The 15,877-nt window shown below is 48.5% G+C and carries 15 protein-coding genes; 12 read left to right on the top strand and 3 right to left on the bottom strand.

Going from position 1 to position 15,877, the window contains the following annotated elements; genetic code table 11:
- From DVG79_RS08320 to DVG79_RS08295, 6 genes are read left to right on the top strand one after another with little or no spacing between them, the layout of a single operon-like run.
- Nucleotides 1–897, top strand: a complete 897-nt coding sequence (locus DVG79_RS08320; protein WP_114596302.1) for a hypothetical protein — start codon at nucleotides 1–3, stop codon at nucleotides 895–897.
- A complete protein-coding gene (locus tag DVG79_RS08315) occupies nucleotides 894–1,310 on the top strand; it encodes a DUF4430 domain-containing protein (protein ID WP_114596301.1) in 417 nt (138 codons plus the stop codon). Before DVG79_RS08320 ends, DVG79_RS08315 begins: the two co-directional genes overlap by 4 nt.
- Nucleotides 1,288–1,986, top strand: coding sequence for a hypothetical protein (locus DVG79_RS08310; protein ID WP_114596300.1), 699 nt, complete (start codon nucleotides 1,288–1,290; stop codon nucleotides 1,984–1,986). The genes DVG79_RS08315 and DVG79_RS08310 overlap by 23 nt, the downstream gene beginning before the upstream one ends.
- Nucleotides 1,949–2,914, top strand: coding sequence for an ATP-binding cassette domain-containing protein (locus tag DVG79_RS08305; RefSeq protein WP_114596299.1), 966 nt, complete (start codon nucleotides 1,949–1,951; stop codon nucleotides 2,912–2,914). The genes DVG79_RS08310 and DVG79_RS08305 overlap by 38 nt, the downstream gene beginning before the upstream one ends.
- Complete coding sequence (locus tag DVG79_RS08300; protein WP_114596298.1) at nucleotides 2,905–3,471, top strand: ECF transporter S component; 567 nt, start codon at nucleotides 2,905–2,907, stop codon at nucleotides 3,469–3,471. Before DVG79_RS08305 ends, DVG79_RS08300 begins: the two co-directional genes overlap by 10 nt.
- 32 nt (nucleotides 3,472–3,503) lie before the next feature.
- Nucleotides 3,504–3,878, top strand: a complete 375-nt coding sequence (locus DVG79_RS08295) for a hypothetical protein (RefSeq protein WP_114596297.1) — start codon at nucleotides 3,504–3,506, stop codon at nucleotides 3,876–3,878.
- A 62-nt stretch (nucleotides 3,879–3,940) separates the two neighbouring features.
- Here the strand turns inward: DVG79_RS08295 and DVG79_RS08290 are convergent, their stop codons facing one another.
- A complete protein-coding gene (locus DVG79_RS08290) occupies nucleotides 3,941–4,753 on the bottom strand; it encodes an SDR family NAD(P)-dependent oxidoreductase (protein WP_114596296.1) in 813 nt (270 codons plus the stop codon).
- Between the two features lie 155 nt (nucleotides 4,754–4,908).
- Here DVG79_RS08290 and DVG79_RS08285 point away from each other — a divergent pair, with 155 nt between their 5' ends.
- Nucleotides 4,909–6,369: an MDR family MFS transporter gene (locus DVG79_RS08285; RefSeq protein ID WP_114596295.1), complete on the top strand. Its 1,461-nt coding sequence runs from the start codon at nucleotides 4,909–4,911 to the stop codon at nucleotides 6,367–6,369.
- A 54-nt stretch (nucleotides 6,370–6,423) separates the two neighbouring features.
- Here the strand turns inward: DVG79_RS08285 and DVG79_RS08280 are convergent, their stop codons facing one another.
- Nucleotides 6,424–7,317, bottom strand: a complete 894-nt coding sequence (locus DVG79_RS08280; protein ID WP_114596294.1) for a DMT family transporter — start codon at nucleotides 7,315–7,317, stop codon at nucleotides 6,424–6,426.
- Between the two features lie 43 nt (nucleotides 7,318–7,360).
- On the opposite strand from DVG79_RS08280, the gene DVG79_RS08275 reads away from it, so the two are divergent.
- From DVG79_RS08275 to DVG79_RS08255, 5 genes are all read left to right on the top strand, one after another.
- Entirely contained in the window at nucleotides 7,361–9,478 is a 2,118-nt protein-coding gene (locus tag DVG79_RS08275) for a DNA topoisomerase III (RefSeq protein WP_114596293.1), read from the top strand.
- On the top strand, nucleotides 9,478–9,894 hold the full coding sequence (locus tag DVG79_RS08270) for a hypothetical protein (protein WP_114596292.1): 417 nt from the start codon (nucleotides 9,478–9,480) through the stop codon (nucleotides 9,892–9,894). The genes DVG79_RS08275 and DVG79_RS08270 overlap by 1 nt, the downstream gene beginning before the upstream one ends.
- 69 nt (nucleotides 9,895–9,963) lie before the next feature.
- Nucleotides 9,964–10,497 carry a hypothetical protein gene (locus DVG79_RS08265; RefSeq protein WP_114596291.1) on the top strand — a complete coding sequence of 178 codons (534 nt, stop codon included), beginning with the start codon at nucleotides 9,964–9,966 and terminating at the stop codon, nucleotides 10,495–10,497.
- Between the two features lie 228 nt (nucleotides 10,498–10,725).
- Nucleotides 10,726–13,296, top strand: coding sequence for an ATP-binding protein (locus DVG79_RS08260; RefSeq protein ID WP_114596290.1), 2,571 nt, complete (start codon nucleotides 10,726–10,728; stop codon nucleotides 13,294–13,296).
- Between the two features lie 192 nt (nucleotides 13,297–13,488).
- Nucleotides 13,489–14,601 (top strand): MFS transporter, encoded by a 1,113-nt coding sequence (locus DVG79_RS08255; RefSeq protein ID WP_233494559.1) that lies wholly within the window; start codon nucleotides 13,489–13,491, stop codon nucleotides 14,599–14,601.
- A gap of 73 nt (nucleotides 14,602–14,674) precedes the next feature.
- Here DVG79_RS08255 and DVG79_RS08250 read toward each other — a convergent pair whose 3' ends face one another.
- On the bottom strand, nucleotides 14,675–15,853 hold the full coding sequence (locus tag DVG79_RS08250) for an MFS transporter (protein WP_114596289.1): 1,179 nt from the start codon (nucleotides 15,851–15,853) through the stop codon (nucleotides 14,675–14,677).
- Nucleotides 15,854–15,877 lie beyond the last annotated feature (24 nt).

The raw sequence follows: 15,877 nt of genomic DNA, 5'->3' as shown, positions 1-15,877 counted from the left end.
ATGGACTTTCTCATCCAATGGTCACTGTTCCTGTTAGCAAGTATCATTCTTGGTTTCTTTTTAGAAAAACGGACCGAAAAAGAACAATATCTTTATTTGAAATTTGTTTTTTATGCCTGTTTAGGAGCGGTATCGTTCCCTGTCTATGATATTCAGTTGCCGCTGGGAATTATCTTATTTTTGATTGTCCTGCACCCGAAAAAAAATTCACGATACAAACGCTATATGGCCTTATTCGGATTTCTTTTTTTCCTGCTTCAGCTCATCCTGGGACCGTTCGATACGTTTACGCTTCGGGAAGAGACACAACAAATGGGACAGGTCACGATTACAGATGAATCTTTTGACACACTGATGACGCACATTGACCGGCGGATCGGAGACGACTCGCTGCGACTGGAACAAAGTCAATTGTTGTTTGACCAAGGAGGCAACCTGCGGAATGCGACATTTGAGTTGATCGCGAAAAGTCCGAAGCGGTTCATCCGGTACGAAGTGACCTATCAAGAAGTGACGGGCACATTGACATACCGTCCCCGGGAAGAAGTACTGACCCGTTCGCTCGAGTCGTACTATCAAAAATTGATTGATGCCTCGACCTCGTTTCGAACGTTGAAGACTTTATCCATCAAGCAGATTCTTCATGAATCGAAGACACCGTACGTCGAGATGGATTTGGATGGTTTGTATGAAACGTTCAGCTTACAGGATGCTACGGTTCTATTGATTAACGATCAAGGTGAATTGATTCCGTATGTGAATACCGGAGAAGATGTGTTGGCAAACGCGATTCGATTGACGTATCTTCGTTCCGACGGGCAATCGTTACGGGAGAAAACGATACTTTTATACAATTACAGTTTTGAGACCTCAAGACGCAAAGGAGTCGTACGATGAAAAAATGGATGCTGATGAGTGGAATCTTGTTGCTTGCAGGATGTACGGAAAAACCGGCGGATCCGACGGCGGATTCAAAAGCATGTGACCGCTCCGTAGACGTTTCGGTCGTCAATCATGCAAAGAAAAAAACGACGACATTATTCGAAAAAGAGATGTGCTTGAGCAAATCGGAAACGGCGCTTGATGCGCTAGAAGAAACGGATCTTCCGGTCGTCAAAACCGGTAAGGGTGAAATGGCATACGTGACGGCTGTTGACGGCATCCGTGAAAAATCAGCCGGAGCCAGCAGCGGCTGGGTATTTGGCGTCAATGATAAACCGGCACAAGTCGGGGCAGGAGCGTACGAACTAAAAGACGGTGACCGTCTGGAATGGCGATTCGAAAAAGATGCAATGGCTTATTTTCAGTAAGGCGGAACGGGAGCGACTTCATCCACTGAATGTCGCTCTTTTTGTAGTGGCAATGTTATCGGTCCCGTTCTTTTTGCAGACGCATGTCAGCATCCTGTTTGTTTTGACCGGACATTTGTTGTTTTTTACATGGATTCGGCAATGGGACGTCCTGCGTTATCTGACACTCCCTCTGATTTATATCGGAATGATGTATGCTCCTCTGCTCATCGGTGCGTCCGTAGACTCATACGGAATTTGGCTGACCGGTCTGACGGTTGCCTTATTCGTGACCTCGAGTCAACTGACGTTCACCTTGGTCCGGCTCGAGCAAATGGGTCCTTTATTCCGGATGTTACCGCGACTGACGCGCTTAACGGGGATGGTCCTGGCTATTATCCCCTCATTGCTCCGTACATGGCCGGAAGTGAAGATGAGCCATGCCAAACAACCAGTGGCAGAAAAGATGGAACGGGTTGCGTTGTATCATCTGTTACCTGTTGAAGCAGTCCCAAGTCCGTTACGGCGTTTGACACGTTCTGATCTGTTGATTGGACTTGTGATTGCAGGCATGTACATCGCATTGTGGTCTCCTGTTGCGGTCGTATCAGCGTTAATGTTACCCGGATTAGTGATGTTCTCAAAAGGAGGGATACGGGATGCCTACCATCATTACCGACGAAGAAAGTTCACTTGAACGGTTGGAACAACTGGCTCGGGCAGCTGGAGCCGAAGTGATTCATCCGGACCGACTGTTGCATGGGCGTGTCCGCGATATGTTGGCGACAACCAGTTTATTTGTCGCAGGTGAACTGGCGACATTACTTGGCTTAGAAGCTTTTTTTGACCGGGAGACAAGTGAACTGTCATCGGGGGAACAGCAACTTGTTTCGCTTGGCCATACATTGTCTGGTTTACCGGAACGGATTTTCTTGGCGGAACCATTTTTATTTTTAGATCAAGTCCGTAAAAACCGCTTGATGCTGTTATTTGAGGAAATCGAACGCCGTTTTTCCTGTCACATCACTTATTCCATGGTACACCAGCAACGACTAAAGCAGGAGAGCGGAACGGAACCGGTCAAAGGAAGGGTCATCGACGAGATGTCACGCATCCGGCACCGCTATCCGTTGCAGTCAAAATACGCGTTGCTGGTCGAACAGATGTCGTTTCGGTTAGGGGAACGGGTAGCCTTGATTGGGGCCAACGGAAGTGGGAAATCAACTTTGTTACGTCTGTTACTCGGTGTTGACCGTCCGCTATACGGAAAGGTCAAGCGGACCGGGGGAAAATGTTATGTTCCGGCACATCCGGCTTTGGCACCTGTCCTCGACAAACCGGGCGCTACTTTTTCCGAGCAAAAACAACAGTTGATGGAACGGCTTGCCTGGACGGAAGAAGCCTGTTATTTTGATGAACCGACGGCGGGGTTAACCAATCAGCAACGGTCTGATTTTATTCAAACCATGCTAAATCATCCGGACAAGTTGATTCTTCTTGCTACACACGATCCTGACCTGATTTTTTGTGCGACCCGTGTCGTGTATCTTGTCCAGGGAGAGATTGCCTTTGATGGTCCGGCGTCGCTGTTCATCGAGCAAAGCAGGTTGTACGAATGGAACTGATCGGCGCAGCAGTCCTCCTCATCAGTTTAATTGTTCTTTGTTTCGAGAAACGTCCGATTTCAGAGTCGATGCTTCGGTTCATCGCACTGGTTTCGGCAGCGGCGATTGTCGGAAGGCTGATTTTTGCAAGTATTCCGAATGTCCAGCCGGCAACTGCACTGATTCTCTTGGTTGCAGCCTGTATAGGACCGATTTCCGGAACAATCGTCGGGATGCTCGTTGTCGTCTTGACGAGTTTATTTTTGGGGAGCGGTCCCTTTGTGTTATTTCAAATCGTGGCGTACATGGTCATCAGTCTCCTCTGTGTCTTACCGGGTATGCGAACGAGATGGGTCTTAACGATTTATGGACTGGCATCAGGTTTTTTTTATGGCTGGATCAGCAATTTAGGTTTTCTGATCTTTACCGATTTTTCGCGAGAAGCGTTTTGGACATTGCTCTTGACGGGAGGTCTGTTTGATTTAGTACACGGTGTTTCAAATGCCGTCTTCATCTGGTTGTTGTATCCGATTTTTTTGCGGATTTTGCACTCGTTTGATGGAAATGAGGGTACATGATAAGTAATCCCATTCGATTGGAGTGAAGCGTGATGCTTAGTTCGTCGCTGTCCATAACGTATCTCGTCGGGTTGTTACTTATTGCAGGTTTGGGTCTGGCATTTGGAAGTATCTTATTGTTGAAGGGAACGGTTCGGGGGCGTTATGCAGGATTTTATTTACTGGCAGCAGCTATTTTCCCCGGAGCGATGCTGATTACTTCCGTCGAAGGCGGACTGGTCGGACATCTCTTTTTTGAGAAAGAATTGTTCCTGTCAATCGTCGCCTGGTTGTTAGTCCTGTCGAGCGGTTACCTCGTCATGGTGACGGGCGCTGTTACGCTTCGGTACGTGTACCGTTATACCTCCATTCCGAAAAACGTTCAAAAATGGATGACGGACCATTTTCATCGTCCAAAACCAAACTAAACGAAACAAGACGTCCATCGCTTTCCGGGAAGGAAAGGATGAACGTCTTTTCTATGTTCGGATTAGTTGGAAACAGCGAATTCTTCGACCGGTGTCTCTTGTTGTTGTTGATCCGGATTTTGAATACGTCCAGTCACTTCCGTTAAGAGACGGCGGGGCAACAGTTTAGCGAACGTCACCATGGCGCGGTTACTTGCTCCCGGTACGACGACACGTTTTCCTTTTAACGTTCCCCGGTATCCGGCAAAGGCGACGAGGTGAGACGGCATGCTTTTAAAAGGTAATGTGATTTGGGCACGATCAAAGAAGTTCGTATCCGTTGGTCCCGGGCAAAGGCAGGTGACCGTGACACCTGAACCGTCGAGCTCGGACGCGAGTGCTTCGGACAACGATAAGACATACGCTTTAGTGGCATAGTAGACGCTCATGTACGGTCCCGGCATGAAGGCGGCAACAGAGGCAACGTTCAGGATACGGCCGAATCCGCGATCAAGCATGCCCGGTACCAAACGTTTTGTCAGTTCCGTCAAGGCGACGACGTTGACGTGAATCGAATTTAAATCTTCTGACGGATCGATTTCCGCGAAACGGCCTGATGTCGCAAAACCGGCATTGTTGAACAATAAATCAACCGTCAGTTCATGTTCCTCGAGGAAACTGAGAACACGGGAGACGCTGTCTGCTTGTGAGAGATCGACAGCGAATGTGTACGCCTTGATTTGGTAACGTTTTTCAAGAACATGTTTCAGCTCGGTCAGTTTCTTTTCGTTGCGGGCGATCAATACACAATCAAACCCGTCGCGTGCCGCCAATACGGCCAAGTCAAGACCGATTCCACCGGAAGCACCTGTAATCAAAGCAGTTTTTCGTAACATCTCATACTCCTCCATTCAATTGATGACTCATTCTCTAATCTTATCATTCCCTATTGTTCCCTTGATTCCTGCTCGATAAGCATCTCCTTTTAGAAGTCCGCCGATTCAAGGTATGATAAAGAAAGGATACACCTACAGAAAGCGAGCTGAGTCTCTTGAGGAAAAATGTCACGATTGCTTTGTTATTAGCTACGTTTTTGGCAGCGATTGAAGGTACGATTGTTGCGACGGCAACACCGGTCATGGCAAGTGAGTTAAACGGCGCGAAACTCGTCAGCTGGATTTTCGCCGGTTTCTTACTGTTCATGGCGGTATCGACACCGATTTACGGAAAGATGGCTGACTTGTACGGAAGAAAACGAGTCCTGTTGTTTGGAATTGGAGTCTTCACGGTCGCGTCGCTCGCCTGTGGATTGGCGCAATCGATGGAAATGCTGATTCTGTTCCGCGCCGCGCAAGGAATTGGAGCGGGAGCCGTCTTGCCGATTGCGATGACCATCATCGGGGATTTGTATACATACGAGGAACGCGGGAAAATCCAGGGCGTTTTAAGTGCGGTTTGGGGAATCTCGGGTGTCGCCGGTCCGCTCGTCGGCGGGTTTTTAGTCGAGACGTTATCATGGCGCTATATCTTTTTGTTGAATGTTCCGTTTGCTCTGATTTCCTTTATTATGATCGTCCTGTTTTATAAAGAAAATGTCACCGAAACTTCACGTAAGATTGATTACCGGGGAGCGATTTTATTTGCGACCGGGATGAGTGCCTTACTGTACGGGTTACTTTCGGGAAGTGAAGCTGAATCCTTTGCCGAACCGCTGATTTTAATCAGTTTTGCGGTCAGTCTGGTCCTGTTGTTTTGGTTTTACCGGGTCGAGAAAAAAGCAGCTGACCCATTATTGCCACCGGCGGTCATCCGTCATCCGGTCATTCTCGTCATCAATCTGGCCGTCTTCTTTTCTGCCTGGGTACTTGTCTCGATGTCGGCATATATCCCGATTTTTGCGCAAGGCGTTCTTGGGAAAAGTCCGACCGAAGCCGGCTTCATGCTGATGCCGTTATCGTTGTTTTGGACACTGACGGCAATCGTTGGCGGACGGACGATTGGCATCGCCTCGCCGCGCTACCGGACAATGACCGGAATGGGATTACTCGTCATCGGAATGGCGATTTTAATCGGAATCGGACGGGAATCAAGTGACGTTTTCATTTATTTGGCTGTTTCGTTGATTGGAATCGGTTTCGGACTGGCGCAACCGGTCTTCATGGTCGTCTTGCAGACATCAGTCGACTGGTCACTGCGTGGATCAGCGACTGCCGTCAACTCATTTTTGAGTACGACCGGTCAAACGCTTGGTGTGGCGATCTTCGGGACGTTATTTAACGTCTCAATCATCCAGGCCTTTTCCGACTCAAAACTATTGAACGGCTATTCGATTGATCCGTTTTTTCAATCCGGTACCGCATCGCGTTATGGAACGGATGTTCAGACAGCAGCGGAGCAGGCACTGGCAAATGGGTTGCACCTCGTCTTTATTGGCGGACTCACCTGCGCCATCCTCGCCTTTTTCATGACCTTCCGTCTGCCGAAAGTCCGTCCGGAAGATCCGACGAATTAAAAAATACCAGTCAGACAATCTTCTAACAGAAGGCTGCTGACTGGTATTTATTTTTTATTCCGCCGTCGTTGCGGCATTTTGTTTGGCGAATTGTTCCCGGATATCCCGTTCATTCCGCCGGAGGAACAGACCGATTCCGACGAGCAGTAAGGCGGCACCGGTAATTTGAATCCAAGTCAACGATTCCTGGAACAGGAAATAACCGAAAATCATCCCCCAGACGGCTTCACCGAGAATCGTAATGCTGACGATACTGGCACTGACACGCGATAAGGCCCAGTTAAATAAGTTGTGTCCAAGCAGCGTCGGGAAGACAGCGAGTAAAATATAAATTTTCCAATCAGTTTGGAATGAACCGACCAGATTGACCGACTGAATGAGCGAGAACAGTAACAAAACGACGGAAGACACGGCATAGACACCGAAGGAATACGTATTCGTCGAGACGCTTGTCCGGACGTGCTGACCGAGCAGCCAGTAACCGGCGACAAGAATCGTCGCGAGCAGGGCCAGTCCGTCTCCAATCAGCGCTCTTGGACCGACCGCGATATCACCATAAGCGACAAGTCCGCCGCCGAACAACGCGACGCCAACGAAAAAGAGGGCTTTTCGTGACGGGTGTTGTTTAAAGAAGACAGCGTTCCCGATTAAAACGAAAATCGGACTCGCGGTTACGAAGAGCGTCGAGCTGGCAACTGTCGTATAATCAAGGGACAGGAACCACAGCCAAAAATGACCGGCTAAGAGAATTCCACTTAAAATCATATGTCGGATGGTCGTTGAACTGAGACTAAGTAATTCTTTCAGATGAATCAACGGTAACAGCAAGAGCGTCGAAAACAACATCCGGTAAAAAGCGACGGCTTCAATCGGGGTTTCGGCCCATTTAACGAAAATTGCAGATGTCGAGATAAAAAAGAGTGCCATGAATAAAGTGAAATAGGGCATGTTAACCTCCGCGTGTCTGAAGTAAGGAAATGAGGGTGAATCAATGCAATTAATCATTGCGGAAAAACCAAAACAAGCTGAAAAACTCGCAGCACCGTATCCATCGGTCAAACGGGACGGATATATTGAAATCAAACCATGTGACCGGTTTCCGGCCGGGGCAAAGCTGGCTTATGCCGTCGGCCATTTATGTGAACTTCAGGAACCGGCCCATTACGACGCCAAATGGAAACGATGGAACTATGATCATCTCCCGATCATCCCGGAACGGTTTGACTACCGGTTATCCCGCGGAAAAAGCAAAGCGTTCCAGGTCATCAAGAAATTACTGAACGAACGGACGACAACTTCCATCATTATAGCATCGGATGCCGAGCGAGAGGGAGAGGCAATCGTCCGATTGATTCTCCGGCTGGCGAACAATGCGAAACCGATTCAACGTCTTTGGATTTCCAGTCTGACACCTCAAGCCGTTGATCACGGTTTTGCGCATCTGCTCGATGGCAAGGAAACCGAAAATTTGTTTCATGAAGCGATGAGCCGTGCCTGTGCCGATTGGTTGATCGGGATGAATGCTTCCCGTGCCTATACGACGCTGCTCAAGAAAAAAGGGATTGCCGACGTCTTTTCACTGGGGCGGGTCCAAACGCCGACATTATCCTTGATCGTCGAACGGGAAAAGCAGATTGAGAATTTCCGTCCGGAAACGTTTTTTGAAGTCGAGGCGGACTTTACCCGGTATAAAGGGAAGTACATCAATGCTAAAAAACAAACGAAGCTTACAGAACGGAGTCTCGCGGAAACAATTGTCGCCCGAACAACAGGAACCGGTACCGTAGCAGCAGTCGAGAAGACGGAACAAGTCGAAAAACCGCCGTTCTGGTTCAGTTTGTCATTGTTGCAAACGGAAGCGAGCCGGCGTTTCGGACTTGGCGCAAAGGAAACACTTGATATTGCGCAAAAACTGTATATCCGGGGCTGGATCAGTTATCCGCGGACGGATTCGTCCTTTGTCTCAAAAGATGAAGCGAGCCAGTTTCCGACGATTTTAAAACGACTTCTGAAACAGCCGGAGTATACCGAACTGACGGACATCGTGACGAACAATCTGACGAATAATAAACGGTACGTCAATTCAGCGAAGGTCAGCGATCATTATGCGATTATCCCGACCGAAGAAGCGGGAGCCGTTGCAAAACTGACAGGACGCGATGCACAAGTCTACGATTTGATCGTCCGTCGTTTCCTGGCGGCGTTTGCCCCGGATGCCCGATCGGAAAAAACGGAAATCATCACGGAACGGGAACAGGACCGCTTCATCACAAAAGGCAGCCGGTCGCTTGAGTTAGGATTCAAGAAAGTCTTGAAGGTTGAAGCGAAAGAGCAGGAACTGCCGGCACTCGAAATCGGACAACAGGTGCCGATTAAAAGCGCGAAGTTACTCGAGAAGCAAACGGAACCGCCAAAACGTTATACGGAAGGGACGTTGATTCTCGGGATGAAGACGGCCGGGAAAGTACTCGAAAATGAACTGCAAGCCATCATGAAAGAAATCGAGGGCCTAGGAACAGAAGCGACACGGGCCGGCATCATCGACGGACTGAAACGCCGGGAATACATTCAAGTGAAGAAAAAAGAACTCCATCCGACAGCAAAGGGGCGGATTTTGATTGAAGCCGTCAGCGGCAGTATCCTTGCTTCTCCGGAGATGACGGCGAAATGGGAAAGCCGGCTCGACCAGATCGGTAAAGGGGAGGCGTCAGCGGCCCAGTTTGTTGATCAGGCGAAAAAACTATCGCAACATTTAGTCCAGGATGCGAAAACACGGGTCGAACAATTGGAAGTCGACCCCACCCAAGTGCCGGCAAAACGGGCGCGGGGCGCAACGAACCGGCCGGTCGGCATCTGTCCGGTCTGTCAGGCAGAGTTGCTCGATCGGGGGAAGTTTTACGGGTGCAGTGCCTATCAGAAAAACAATTGTGGTTTTACCCTGCCGAAGACGATTCTCGGGGCACGTCTGACACAAACCGAGCTGAAAAAACTTCTCGCGAACGGAAAAACAAAGCCGCTTGAGATGAAAAAAAACGGTCGTACTTTCCAGGCGATGCTGTATTTGGAACAAAATCAATTGAAATTCGAGTTCGTGAAGGGAGAAGCTTGATGCATTACGATTTGATGGAAAATAAGACCTTTATACCAATGTTCGAACAATTTTTGAAAGAAGGGACCAAACTGACGGTCTGGTTTCCGAACGAAGTGACGGTCGGGCAGGCTGATGCCTTAATCGAAGAAGCGGAAGAATTATTCGGGGTGACGGCAGAAGTCATTGATGATCCCCAATCGTTTGGAAAAGCATTGTTGTTGCCGTATTTAACGGAGCGGGAAACCCGGGAAGACGATTTCGTCCGCTATGAAACGGTCATGACGGAAGAAGTCAAAGCAGTCTTGCGGGAATTGACCTTACCGATGATGACAGACGGTGATTTCGCCGTCCTCTATTCTTACCGGATTGATGTTCCAAATGGATTTTTGTTTGTGGAAGACTGGTTTAATGCGGAAGTTTCCTTAGAAACTTAACAAAAAACGGAAACCCTCCTTGTTCATGTTACGTAAGAGTAACTATCACACGAAACGAGGAGGGTTTGTATGTCGTTATCAGGAATTGCGTCATTGCTTAGCGGCAACCGACTGGTGCTGTATATTGAAGGTGACGGCTTTTTTTCCGGGATGCCGATTTTCATGATGATCTTTTTTGGTATAATCGTATGTGTTTTCGTGATTGGACTGTTTACGATGATTACACAGGGGGCCTCGACACACAGTCTGACGAAGTCGCTCCGGCATCATGCTTCGGAACTTGTGACACCATCGGAAGAAGGTGCCGAACGGTATCTTGACTATCTCCGTTCGTTGCCGTCGTTTCCAGTCGAAAAAACGAATTTGGAGCCGTTCCGGTTGGCGAAAGGAATTGCATCGTTGATTCATCAGACGGATCAAGTGCAGGCGACGACGAAACAGGCTGTTGCGGCCCAATATGCGCGGCTTGGCATTTTGGACGGGGATCCACTTGCAGATGAAGAACCTGTCCGGCGTCATTCGAGTACGCATCATCATCATGATCATCATCAGATGCACGTCAATCAACAAAATACAGAGATTACGAACCATTCTAATCTTTAAATAGCTGTCCGTTCCGTCTATCGGAGCGGGTTTTTTTTGTAAAAATCTCCAAATGAACAAAGTTTTCTCCTGTTTTGTGACATCTGTTTGTAACATACAACCGTTTAGATTAAAGTTAGATGAAAAGTGGTCTTTTTTGAGCATATTTAGTGGTTTTGCTTAAAAAAGCTTTAGAATAAGGTTTAGAAACGATTAGTTTAAGTTTCAACAGTAGAGGGGGATGAATAGATGAAGTCATGGCTTAATCGAACGATTGGACGCCAAATTATGTCTGCCTTCTATATGATTATATTGACACTCGTGCTGACCTCAGCCGGCGTTTATTTTTATACGAAAAGTCAGGTTCAGACATCACGTCAGGAACTGCTGACATTAAACGATCATCGGACACGTGCGACGAACTTATATGAATCATGGCAAAGTCTTCAGTATGAAATGCGCGGATTCGTCTTATTAGGTGATAAAGCAATGCTGGAAGAAATTGAACGTAAAAAAACGAACATCAATCAACAAACAACGTGGTTTGAGAAAAATGCCCGTTTTAAAGAAGAAAAACAGTATGCAAAAGATGCCCGATCGCTTTATACGGCGTATACGCAACGCGTCATGCCTAGTCTGACGAACTACGTCGCTGCTAAAAAAGACGGGGATGTGACAGAACCGTTCCTGCAGATGGCAACGCTCGGAAAAGTCACGAAAGCACCGACACTCGATCCAAAACGGAAGTTCAATATCAAAACGAAAAGTGCAGCGGATATGAGTTCAAGCATCGTCGATATGGAAACGGTCTTCACGAAGTACCGCAACTCGCTCAATAAACAGGAACTTGCGGCGCAAGAAAAACTGGGCAAACAGGTCAATGCTTCTCAAGTACTTGGGTTCATTAATCTGGCTGTTCTCCTGCTGATCATTGCGTTGCTTGTCCGTCCATTTGTCTCGCGTCTGACCGGACAATTACGTCAGTTGAACCGGGAGAGCAGTCGTCTCGCACAAGGCGAGGATGCGACACCAATCAAAGTTGTGAATTCACAGGATGAAGTCGGTGAATTAACGACAACTTTCAATCAGATGGCAGCATCGATTTCTTCCCAAAAGATGCAACTCGTTTCAAGTAACGATGAGTTGCAGAGTCAGCAGGAAGAACTCGTTGCCCAACAGGAAGAGTTACAGATGCAACAAGAAGAACTGGAAGAAGCGCTCGATACTACGTTGCGAAATGAAACGCATTTGCGGTACCGCAATGAGTTGACGGAAACGCTCGCTTCGCGGGAAACGTTAACGGCTTACCCTGCAATCATTGAAAAATTAATTACGATTACCGATGCCGAGCTTGGTGCGATCGTTTTCCTTGACGACGATCGTTATACGGATATCGTCTCGTACGGGATGACACCGGATCAGGAGCATCAGTTGTTACACTCTTCAATTTCGTTACTGGAACGGGCACGGATGCACAAGCACGCCGTCCGTTCGACGAAACAAGTGACGAGTGATCATCCGCTTCCTTACCCGTACAGCATGTACGAAACGGTTGTTCCAGTCATGGATCCGTCGACCAATACGATGATCGCAAGCATCTATCTGGTCCGTTACCGGGATCAGTTTAATGAGGAGCAAACGGAAGAAATCTGGTCGTTCTCCCGACAGTTGGCCTTGTCACTGCTCCGGATGCGGGTCTTTGATGAAATCGAGCGGGAACGCGAGAAAACATCGAAGCTGTTGCATTCGATTCGTGAAGCTGTCATTTATATCGAAGATGATAAGATTTTCGCCAACAAACCGTTACTCGCCTTGTTCCATCATCCGTCCCATGATCAATTTGATGAGGGATTGATGACGCTTGACGTCAAGATTGAAGAGTTGGCTGTTCAGGTCGATCAACATGAAGCATTCCTCGAATATATGAGTCGGGTCTGTCTTCATGAAATTCCAACCGAAGGCTTATCCTTATCCTTAAACAAAGAGGAACGATTTGTCCAAGTGTATGCGGAAGGGATTCAGTACGGCGGCCGTTTCCGCGGAACGATGCTCGTGCTGCGGGATGTGACGATTGAAACCGGCATCGACCGGATGAAGTCGGAGTTCGTCTCGACAGTATCCCACGAGTTACGGACGCCGCTTGCATCCATCTTCGGGTATACCGAGTTGATGCTGGCGAAAGACTTGCCAATTGACCGTCAACAACGGTATTTGTCGACGATTCATTCGGAGACGCAACGTCTGACGAGTCTCGTTAACGATTTCCTGGATGTTCAACGTATGGAATCAAGTCAGCAACAGTATCAGTTCGAAAAACTCGATCTTGGAAACCTGATTCAGGAAGTTGCTGAATTCCATGCCGGTTCGACCAGTCAGCATCAACTGACGCTTGAAAAAGGAGATCAGCCGCTTCGTTGGATTGAAGCGGACGAATCGAAAATGCGTCAGTTGTTCGGAAATTTGATTAATAACGCCATCAAGTATTCACCGGATGGCGGAGAAATTGAGCTGAAGCTCGAGGCATTGGATGACCGGTTACGGATTCAGATCATCGATGAAGGAATCGGGATTCCGCAACATGCCTTACCTGAACTGTTCAGTAAGTTTTACCGGGTCGATAATTCAGACAGCCGGAAAATCGGTGGAACCGGTCTGGGGCTTGCGATTTGTCAGGAAATCGTCCGTGCCCACGAAGGGTTGATCCATGTGGAATCGACGGAAGGTAGCGGTTCAACCTTTACGATTGAACTGCCGTTCGAACAAATCAGTTCACTTGAAACGATTACCGGAACGGAACATGCGAAAGACCATAAAAGATAAGCAGACTGAAACAGAAGCAGAAGCAGACAACGGACGATCCGTCGTCTGCTTTTTTGTGTAACCCGATTCGGAAGAAACAGAAACGGGAAAAGTAAAAACACAGGTTACAGGATATCACTCAAAAAGGAGGAATCCACCATGAAAAATATACGGCCGCCTTGTTAAGTTCGACTTCGGCGGAATATTCGACTGATGTATCTGATTCGTTGTTTGGCCGCATGTCTGCCGGCTTATGTCATCGAGCGCTTGTTTTGGGAACAACGCGGCATGACGGTGCAGGACGTCGTCTATGCTGAAATCATCTTTGCCCTGACGGTGGTGATGCTAGAAGTCCCATTTGGTTTGTTTGCTGACCGGTTGGGACGGAAAATCAGTCTGCTGACGGGGACACTCTTTGAAACGTTATCGTTTGTAATCTTGCTTCAGGCGTATGACCTGTCGTCCTTTTTACTGGCGATGGTGTTAGCCGGAATCGGAAGTGCCGCTGTCAGCGGAGCGGAAGAGGCCTTGATTTACGAAACGATGGAGCAACTAGGGGAAAAGGACCGTTTTGAGAAAACGATTGGCCGAATAAACGCGGCAGGTCTTGCAGCAACCGGTAGTGCGGCGCTGATTGGAGCCTGGCTTGCGACATCCTACGAGCTGACGGTGCATTATCATCTCTCGCTTGGTTGTTTGACGGCGGCTGTTTTTGTCAGTTGCTTGTTGACTGAACCGGACAAATCCGGACGACCGTCAGTTTCTGTTACGCGTTACGACTGGCGTCGGTGGAATCTTGTTCCTTCGTTCATCCGGATGACGCTACTCAGCATTTCGTTTGGAGCGACAATTACGTTCTTGGATGAGTTCTGGCAATTGTATGTCCAGGAACAAGGCATTTCCGTCTCCTGGTTTGGGGTTATCTTGATTGGTCTGATGGTCGCCCAGGGACTCGGTAATCTTTTGCCTAAACCGGCCCGTCTGTTCGTTCCGCTCAGCGTTCTTCTACTTGTGTATGCAGGCGGTTTTGTCTTACTTGCTGTGATGGACAGTCGATGGTCCGTTCTTGTCTTAATAGGTCTGTTTTTGATTTACGGCTGGTCGGAACCAGTCCTGACGACATGGTTGCAGGACATGTTGACGGATGATGTTCGGGCGACGGGTAGTTCGATGCTGTCGATGCTTGAGAGTGTGGTGACGATCGGTATCGGATTGGTGTTTGGTCAAATCAGTCAAAGTTCAGGTCTTGACGGAGCCTATTTCTCGCTTGGACTTGTCTGTCTGTTGATGGGAACAGGATTACTGGTATTTCACCAAAAAAGATAGCAACGAACAGATAAAAAAGAGAGGTCTTTTCCAGGTGCGATACCTGAAAAAACCTCTCTTTTGGGTGCTTGTCTTACGAGATGCGCTGTTTCTGCTTGATCAAAACGGTATCATGCAAACGCCGGGCTGCCGGGAACATCAGCAGAGCGACCGCGGCCGCGATCCAGTAGACGGTCTCGATGCTCAAACGGTCCGCAAGCAATCCGAACAGCAGACTGCCTAGACAAAAACTGAGCGTATAGACGGTTTGTTGCATGCTGTAGACGTACGGTAAGCGGGCGGATGGCGTCGCTTCCTGCAAACGGGTAGTCAGCTCAATTGCCCGTAGTTGGCTCGAGGTGCCCTGCAACACACAGGCGACAACGGCAAAGACGACAGACGGTGCGAACGCAAATAAGACGGTGGCTCCGACCGATAACGCCACACTCAGCGTTAACAGGGAAGCGGATTTGGTCCGGCGGAGCATGTAATAACTGCCGCCGATCATGCTGAGCAGGTAAAACGCATTTAAGATGCCCCACCAGCTGTCAGACACATGGAGATGCGTATCAATATAAACAAGGAATAACGCTGAAATCCAGGCGGTACTGGCAAAGGCGTCGATGCCGAGCAACGTCGTATTCAGCCGGGCCGGTTCAGTCGTCCACGTATAGCGGAAGCTAGAGCGGAACGACGGTGTTTCCTGCGTTTCTTCGACAGGATCCGCGAGTTGACGGACCTGATGACGAAACAGACCGGTCCAAAGACTTGCCATAACAAATAAGCCGAACGAAATCGTCAGGACGAGACCGGGGGAGCCGAGGCTGACAAAAATCGCACCGAGCGGCCACATCACCAGTTGGACGACTTGGTTTGTCCCTTGAACCAGACTGTTGGCTTTTTGAAGATTATCCGTGATGCGCGGCAGGAAGGCACTTTCGAGCGGTCGGGCAAATCCGTCGAGAAAGGCAATCCAGACGACGCATCCAAGCAGATAACCGAACGGTAAATCAAGAAATACAATCAGACCGAGGCTGATCGTTTTTAAAAGCTGACTGGATAACAAAAGCGAAGCATGGCGGAACCGTCTTACGAGATCGGCAAAGAAAAATCCGCTGAGCGTCATGCCTGCCGTCACGGTAATCGGGAACAGGGCAGCTGTACTGGCCTGTCCGGTTTCAGCATACAGGGTAGCGATGAGAGCGACGATGTAGAGCGCATCTCCCGCATTTGCTACCCACTGGCTGACCAGTAAAGTTGTAAATCGGTTCATCTATAAAACCTCCACATCGTTCGT

This window comes from Exiguobacterium sp. RIT594, from assembly GCF_003339585.1.
Taxonomy (GTDB): domain Bacteria; phylum Bacillota; class Bacilli; order Exiguobacteriales; family Exiguobacteriaceae; genus Exiguobacterium_A.
The sequence above is the reverse complement of the archived record's forward strand: the minus strand, read 5'-3'. Positions and strand labels throughout refer to the sequence as shown.

What these genes read in the sequence shown, in the direction of transcription:
- DVG79_RS08305 (WP_114596299.1), top strand. Translation starts at nt 1,949, where the DNA reads ATGCCTACCATCATTACCGACGAAGAAAGTTCACTTGAACGGTTGGAA.
- DVG79_RS08275 (WP_114596293.1), top strand. Translation starts at nt 7,361, where the DNA reads ATGCAATTAATCATTGCGGAAAAACCAAAACAAGCTGAAAAACTCGCA.
- DVG79_RS08310 (WP_114596300.1), top strand. Translation starts at nt 1,288, where the DNA reads ATGCAATGGCTTATTTTCAGTAAGGCGGAACGGGAGCGACTTCATCCA.
- DVG79_RS08265 (WP_114596291.1), top strand. Translation starts at nt 9,964, where the DNA reads ATGTCGTTATCAGGAATTGCGTCATTGCTTAGCGGCAACCGACTGGTG.
- DVG79_RS08270 (WP_114596292.1), top strand. Translation starts at nt 9,478, where the DNA reads ATGCATTACGATTTGATGGAAAATAAGACCTTTATACCAATGTTCGAA.
- DVG79_RS08260 (WP_114596290.1), top strand. Translation starts at nt 10,726, where the DNA reads ATGAAGTCATGGCTTAATCGAACGATTGGACGCCAAATTATGTCTGCC.
- DVG79_RS08290 (WP_114596296.1), bottom strand. Translation starts at nt 4,753, where the DNA reads ATGTTACGAAAAACTGCTTTGATTACAGGTGCTTCCGGTGGAATCGGT.
- DVG79_RS08295 (WP_114596297.1), top strand. Translation starts at nt 3,504, where the DNA reads ATGCTTAGTTCGTCGCTGTCCATAACGTATCTCGTCGGGTTGTTACTT.
- DVG79_RS08255 (WP_233494559.1), top strand. Translation starts at nt 13,489, where the DNA reads ATGTATCTGATTCGTTGTTTGGCCGCATGTCTGCCGGCTTATGTCATC.
- DVG79_RS08300 (WP_114596298.1), top strand. Translation starts at nt 2,905, where the DNA reads ATGGAACTGATCGGCGCAGCAGTCCTCCTCATCAGTTTAATTGTTCTT.
- DVG79_RS08250 (WP_114596289.1), bottom strand. Translation starts at nt 15,853, where the DNA reads ATGAACCGATTTACAACTTTACTGGTCAGCCAGTGGGTAGCAAATGCG.
- DVG79_RS08320 (WP_114596302.1), top strand. Translation starts at nt 1, where the DNA reads ATGGACTTTCTCATCCAATGGTCACTGTTCCTGTTAGCAAGTATCATT.
- DVG79_RS08315 (WP_114596301.1), top strand. Translation starts at nt 894, where the DNA reads ATGAAAAAATGGATGCTGATGAGTGGAATCTTGTTGCTTGCAGGATGT.
- DVG79_RS08280 (WP_114596294.1), bottom strand. Translation starts at nt 7,317, where the DNA reads ATGCCCTATTTCACTTTATTCATGGCACTCTTTTTTATCTCGACATCT.